Consider the following 5,505-nt stretch of genomic DNA (forward strand, 5'->3'; position numbering starts at 1 on the left):
AACTGATCCTGGGCCGGGTGGCTCCCGACGCCGGAACCGTGGCCGTGGAGCTCGGGATCAAAACCGCCTACTTCTCGCAGTTCTCCGAATTGAACGGCGCCTCCAGCATCGCCGAGGTGCTGACCGGGCTGTTCGCCCACGTCCAGGAGATCGAAGCCGAACTGGCCCGGATCGATGAAGAGATTGCAGCCGATTCCGCCAACGCAACCCGCCTTGATGAGCTGATCCACCGGCAGTCCGGGCTCTTCGAAGCCATGGACAGGCTCGACGGCTGGGACTACCCGCGCACCATCGACAAGGTGCTCACCACGTTGGGCTTCAGCGAACACCACCGCACCTGCGCCATTGACGAACTTTCGGGCGGGTGGCGGAACCGGGCGGCCCTGGCGAAGATCCTGCTCGAAGCACCGGACGTCCTGCTGCTTGATGAGCCCACCAACTACCTTGACGTGGCCGGCGTCGAATGGCTCGACGGCTGGTTCAGGACCTTCAACGGCGCCGCGATCATCGTTTCCCACGACCGGAAGTTCCTGGACGCCGTGGTCACCCGGATCATCGAGGTGGAGAACTTCCACCTGCATGAATATCCGGGCAACTTCGCCGAGTACGTGGTGGCAAAGCAGTTCAGGCTCAAGAGCCTCGAGAGCCAGTTTGTACACGAATCCGAACTCCTTGCCTTTGAGGCCGAGGGCATCTCCGACCGCCGCGAGGCTGCCAAGGCGGCCGGCAAGGGACTGGCAAACCAGCTGGCCAGGATCAAAAAGTCACGAGCGCCCCGGCCGGTGGACACGATCATCACCGAGATCTACAGCGGACTGTACGTCAAGGACGTGTTATGCCGGGTGGATTCACTCACCAAGGCCTACGGCGGCAGGACACTGTTCAGCGGCCTCAGCTTCGAGATCGGACGGGGCAACCGGATCGCAGTCATCGGGGCCAACGGCAGTGGCAAGACCACGCTGCTCCGGGCGCTCACCGGCGAGGAGCCGGCCGACTCCGGCACGGTCGCCTGGGCGAAGGGCGCGCGGATGGTGTCGTACAACCAGGTCCTGGAGGAACTGGACGACGACGATACTGTCACCCACGCGGTCAATGCGATGCCGGACAGCCTGGCACTGACGGCAACGAAGAAATCGGTCAACAGGTTCCTTGCGATGTTCCAGTTCTCCGAGGCCGACCTCAAGCAGCGGATCGGCAACCTGTCAGGTGGCCAGCGGTCCCGGGTGGCGATGGCCCAGTGCCTGCTCTCGGGCGCATCGGTCCTCCTGCTGGATGAGCCCACCAACCACCTTGACCTGTCCAGCACGCAGGTCATGGAACGCGCCCTGCTGCATTTCCCCGGCGCGGTGGTGGTGGTCAGCCACGACCGGTTCTTCACGGACAAGATCGCCAACCGCCGGCTCGTCTTCAATACTGAAGCCGTGGGCCAGGGAAGCGTCGACCTGCTGGTTGCGTGAGGCCCTAGAGCCAGTCCTTCTTCTTGAAGATCGCGTACATCAGGCCAGCTGTAGCGGCCATCAGCACAATGGCCAGCGGGTAGCCCAGAACCCAGTGGAGCTCGGGCATGTAGTCGAAGTTCATCCCGTATACGCCCGCCACGAAGGACGGTGCAAAGAAGATCGCGGCCCACGAGGAGATCTTCTTGACCTGTTCGTTCTGCTCGGCGCTGGCCTCGTTCTGCCGGTTGGCGGTCAGCGTTCCGTCCAGGGTGAGGGCATTCTGCAGCAGGTCCCGGAATGAGTCCGCCCGGGAAATGACCCGCTCCACATGGTCCTCAACATCGCGCAGGTTGTGCTGAAGCTCGGTATTGACGCCGTACTTCTCGAAGCCCTTCCTGAGCTGCTGCATGATGCCGGGCAACGGATGGATGGCGCGCTGGAACTGGATGACTTCGCGGGCCAGTTCATAGATCCGCCGCGAGACAGTGGAGTCACCGCTGAACAGCTGGTCCTCGATCTCGTCGATGTCGTTCTCAAGTCCGGCCACCACCGGGGCGTAATCGTCCACCACCAGGTCAAGCAGGGCGTAGAGGACGGCTTCCGGGCCGTGCCGCAGGAGCTCGGGGCGGCCCTCGAGGCGGCGCCGTACCCGCGCTACCCCGTCCATTTCCGCATGGCGGATGGTGATGACAAAGTTCCGGCCGGTGAAAATGTGCAGCTCGCCGAACTCCACTGTCTCTGATGCATCCAGGTACCGGGCCGGGCGGAGCACCGTGAAAAGGTGCTCGTCATAACGCTCCAGCTTGGGCCGCTGGTGGGCGGAGATGGCGTCCTCCACCGCGAGGTTGTGCAACCCGAACTCAGTGGCGACGGCGGCCATTTCCGCTTCGGTGGGCCGGTACAGCCCGATCCAGGCCATGCCCCCGTGGTGGGCGAGGGTTTCGAACGTCTGTTCCAGGCTTTCCGGTTCCGCGCTGCGGACCCCGTCCACGTAGACGGCATTGTCGATGATTGTCACGTCAGGACATTGCCCCGATGATGGCGCCGGACACCGTCATGGCCAGCAGATCGTGGCCGGAATCGATGAGTGTGACAGCTGCCGGCCGGCCGGCGAAACCGTTGTGGATGACGTGGCCGCCGGCACGGAAAACCAGTCCGAGCACCAGCGCAAACCAGCCTCCGGCCACTGCGTTGTCCAGGCCCAGCTTGCTGATCAGGACAGCCAACAGGACGGCGGTCAGGGCTGCTGCAACCATCATGGGCACCCAGATCCCTGCCCCGCCGCTGACGTTCTTGAGGTCGTCCTCGGTTTTTCCAATGGCGGTCATCCACCTGTTGCCCAGTACGGCGGGCAGGTACCAGACAAAGCCGATGGCCATGCTGGCGATGAAGGCCAGCGCGACGGCCAGCCAGTTGATCTGAGAAATGTGTGCAAGCCAATCCATCTTCGAATCCTAACCGCCTGCGGACGGGCCCCGCGGCGCCCCGGATATTACCGGGGCCGTGTTGCCTTTCCGGCGTCGGCCTGCGCCAGCCGGCTGATCAGGGGTTCGGTCCGGTACGGAATATGGGTGTGCAGCGCCAGTACCGTTTCGGTCCGGATGACGCCCTTGATCCGGAGAATCTGGCGGAGGGCTGACTGCAGGTTGTGGGTGTCGGTGGCCACCACGCGGCACCAGACATCGCCCCGGCCGGAAATCTCGTGGACCTCCAGCACCTGGGGGAGCAGGCGGAGGGCTCCCACCACTCCGTCCAGCTCGCGGTGGGTCACCTCGATCGTGACGAAAGCGACGACGTCGTACCCCACGGCGGCGAGATCCACTTCGCGCCCGCCGTCCTGGAGCACGCCGGCGCGCAGCAGCCGGCGGACCCGGGTCTGTGCCGTGTTGCGGGCGATACCCAGCAGTTCGCTGAGCTCGCCGATCTGGATGCGGGGGTCCCGGACAAGTTCCAGCAGGATCTTCAGATCAGTGGGGTCAAGAGTGTTCAAACTGTCGCTTTCAGTTATTTATCGCGTGAATGATTGATTATTTTGCTCAATTCTGCCATCAGATGGCTCCTGATCAGGCAGTAAAGCCTCATTCTTTAGGTATCCACGTTCATTCCCGGGGCAGTCTCCCACAAGGATCGCCCGCCCCGGTCAGCGCCAAGGCAACGCCAATGACAGTCTTCAGTGAGCTCCGCATGCGTCCGGCCACCGCCGCGCGCCACGGCTGGAACGCCTCCACCACAGCCCGGCTGGTCATGGCCGGCGCGGTCATCTTTACGCTGCTGGTGGGCGCCAACCTGGCCACACCCCTGTATCCGCTGCTCCAGGCCAACCTCGGCCTCTCCGCGCTCGGCGTCACAGCAGCCTTTGCCAGTTACGTCCTGGCGCTGGTGGGCACGCTCATGCTGGCCGGGCATTGGTCGGACCACATCGGCCGGCGGGCGGCGCTTATTCTCGCGGTCTGTGCCGGCCTGGCCGGTGGGTGGGTATTTTCCCAGGCGGAGAACCTCATGGTGCTTTCAGCAGGCAGGGCGCTGCAGGGGGTTGCCGTTGCCCTGGCCACCGGTGCCAGTGCCGCTGCGCTGCGCGAACTGCTTCCGTCGCGCCCGGAGTGGGCATCGCGGTTCACGCTGCTGGCGACGTCGGGAGGCGTGGCCGCCGGTCCGCTCATCGGCGGCTTGCTGTCGATGCTGCCAGGGCCCACCACTGCCCCGTATTACATCCACTCCGTGGTGCTGGCGTCCTTGCTCGTTCCGCTGTACCTGCTGCAGGCGCGGCCGGCCATCAAACTTCCCGCCGGTGGGCGTCCCCTCCGGGCCCTGGCCCCGCGCCGCCCCACAGTGTCCGCTGCGGCGCGGGGCGCCTTCTGGCTCGCCGCCGCCGTCGGATTCCTCAGCTTCGCGGTCTTTGGGTTCTGCCTGTCCCTCGCCCCGGGGTACTTCGCCCAGATTATCCAGACAGACTCGCGCCCCCTGATCGGGGCCCTGGCGGGAATGACCCTTGGCGCGTCGGCACTGAGCCAGCTGCTGTCCGTCCGCGGCCGGTTCGCGGTTCCGGCCGGGCTGGCCCTGCTGGGTATCTCAGTGCTGCTCCTGGCAACGGCTGCCGCGTGGAGCAGCCTGCCGCTGCTGGCCGCTGCCAGTGTCTGCGCCGGGCTGGGCCAGGGCGTCGCCTTCAGGATGGTCTTCAATGACGTGGCCGCCAAAGTCGAGGCTGCACAGCATGCGCAGATTGTCAGCACCGTATACGTCATCACGTACCTGGGAAGCGCCGTGCCCGTGATCGGGCTGGGCTGGGCCACAGCGGCATTCGGCCTGGAAACGGCCGTGACATGCTTTGTGGTCCTGTGCAGCGCCGCAGCCCTGGCGCTCGCCGCCGCGACGCTGAGGACGTCCCTCCGCCCTGCCCGGTAGCCCTGAGTCCGGAGCAGCCCTCAGCCCCGAAGCCCTCAGTCCGGAAGCGGGCCGTGGTTGCCCTGGATGTGGGCAAAGACCAGGGTGGTTTCCGTGTGGCCCACCACGGGGTCCGTCGCGAGGTTGTCCAGCACCCAGTCCCGCAGGTCCTCCGTGCTGGCGACGGCGATGTGCAGCAGATAGTCCACGGAGCCGGAGGTATGGAAGGTCGAGAGGACCGCGGGCAAGTGGGGGACGCGGGCCGTGAACCTGTCGATCTGGTCGCGGTCGTGTGCCCGCAGCCGGACAGCGACCAGCGCCTGGACTGAACGGCCGATCGCCGAGAGGCTGAGTTTTGCTTCGAACCCCTGGATAATGCCGCGCTCGGACAACGCGCGGGTCCGCATGAGGGCCGTTGAAGGGGCGATGCCCACCAGCTCCGCCAACTGCTTGTTGGAGATCCGGGCGTCGTCCACCAAAGCGGCAAGGAGCCGCTCATCAATGGCATCCAGCGGTTCGAAGTGGCTGCCCGGCCGGATGTTTTTGGGGTTGCTGCTCATGGATTCTCCTCATACGTCTGTGAGTTCATCCTAGACGCCGGTTTCCACCTCATCCGGCCCGAATGCTGTCATCTCCCGAATAATCACCAGCCGCGGTGCCGGTTTGGTGCCTGATAGTTCACCGG

Annotated in this window: 6 protein-coding genes; 2 read left to right on the forward strand and 4 right to left on the reverse strand. The window is 65.1% G+C overall.

Features of this window, described 5'->3' with window-relative positions; all coding sequences use genetic code 11:
- A partial coding sequence (locus DBR22_RS18265; RefSeq protein WP_108600179.1) for an ABC-F family ATP-binding cassette domain-containing protein occupies window positions 1-1,457 on the forward strand: 1,457 nt, incomplete at its 5' end.
- Between the two features lie 4 nt (window positions 1,458-1,461).
- Here the strand turns inward: DBR22_RS18265 and corA are convergent.
- The 3 genes from corA to DBR22_RS18280 are packed head-to-tail and all read right to left on the reverse strand — an operon-like array spanning window position 1,462 to window position 3,429.
- Window positions 1,462-2,457 carry a magnesium/cobalt transporter CorA gene (corA, locus tag DBR22_RS18270; protein ID WP_108600180.1) on the reverse strand — a complete coding sequence of 332 codons (996 nt, stop codon included), beginning with the start codon at window positions 2,455-2,457 and terminating at the stop codon, window positions 1,462-1,464.
- 1 nt (window position 2,458) lies between these two features.
- Window positions 2,459-2,884, reverse strand: coding sequence for a DUF1761 domain-containing protein (locus tag DBR22_RS18275; protein WP_108600181.1), 426 nt, complete (start codon window positions 2,882-2,884; stop codon window positions 2,459-2,461).
- Between the two features lie 47 nt (window positions 2,885-2,931).
- A complete protein-coding gene (locus tag DBR22_RS18280; RefSeq protein ID WP_108600182.1) occupies window positions 2,932-3,429 on the reverse strand; it encodes an Lrp/AsnC family transcriptional regulator in 498 nt (165 codons plus the stop codon).
- Between the two features lie 170 nt (window positions 3,430-3,599).
- Between DBR22_RS18280 and DBR22_RS18285 the strand changes: the two genes are divergently transcribed.
- Window positions 3,600-4,841: an MFS transporter gene (locus DBR22_RS18285; protein ID WP_108600183.1), complete on the forward strand. Its 1,242-nt coding sequence runs from the start codon at window positions 3,600-3,602 to the stop codon at window positions 4,839-4,841.
- 35 nt (window positions 4,842-4,876) lie between these two features.
- On the opposite strand, the gene DBR22_RS18290 is transcribed toward DBR22_RS18285, so the two are convergent.
- On the reverse strand, window positions 4,877-5,380 hold the full coding sequence (locus DBR22_RS18290) for an Lrp/AsnC family transcriptional regulator (protein ID WP_108600184.1): 504 nt from the start codon (window positions 5,378-5,380) through the stop codon (window positions 4,877-4,879).
- Window positions 5,381-5,505: the final 125 nt, after the last annotated feature.

Source organism: Arthrobacter sp. HMWF013 (genome assembly GCF_003061105.1).
GTDB lineage: Bacteria > Actinomycetota > Actinomycetes > Actinomycetales > Micrococcaceae > Arthrobacter.

Coding starts and splice junctions, on each gene's coding strand:
- DBR22_RS18285 (WP_108600183.1), top strand. CDS start 3,600: ATGACAGTCTTCAGTGAGCTCCGCATGCGTCCGGCCACCGCCGCGCGC.
- DBR22_RS18275 (WP_108600181.1), bottom strand. CDS start 2,884: ATGGATTGGCTTGCACACATTTCTCAGATCAACTGGCTGGCCGTCGCG.
- DBR22_RS18290 (WP_108600184.1), bottom strand. CDS start 5,380: ATGAGCAGCAACCCCAAAAACATCCGGCCGGGCAGCCACTTCGAACCG.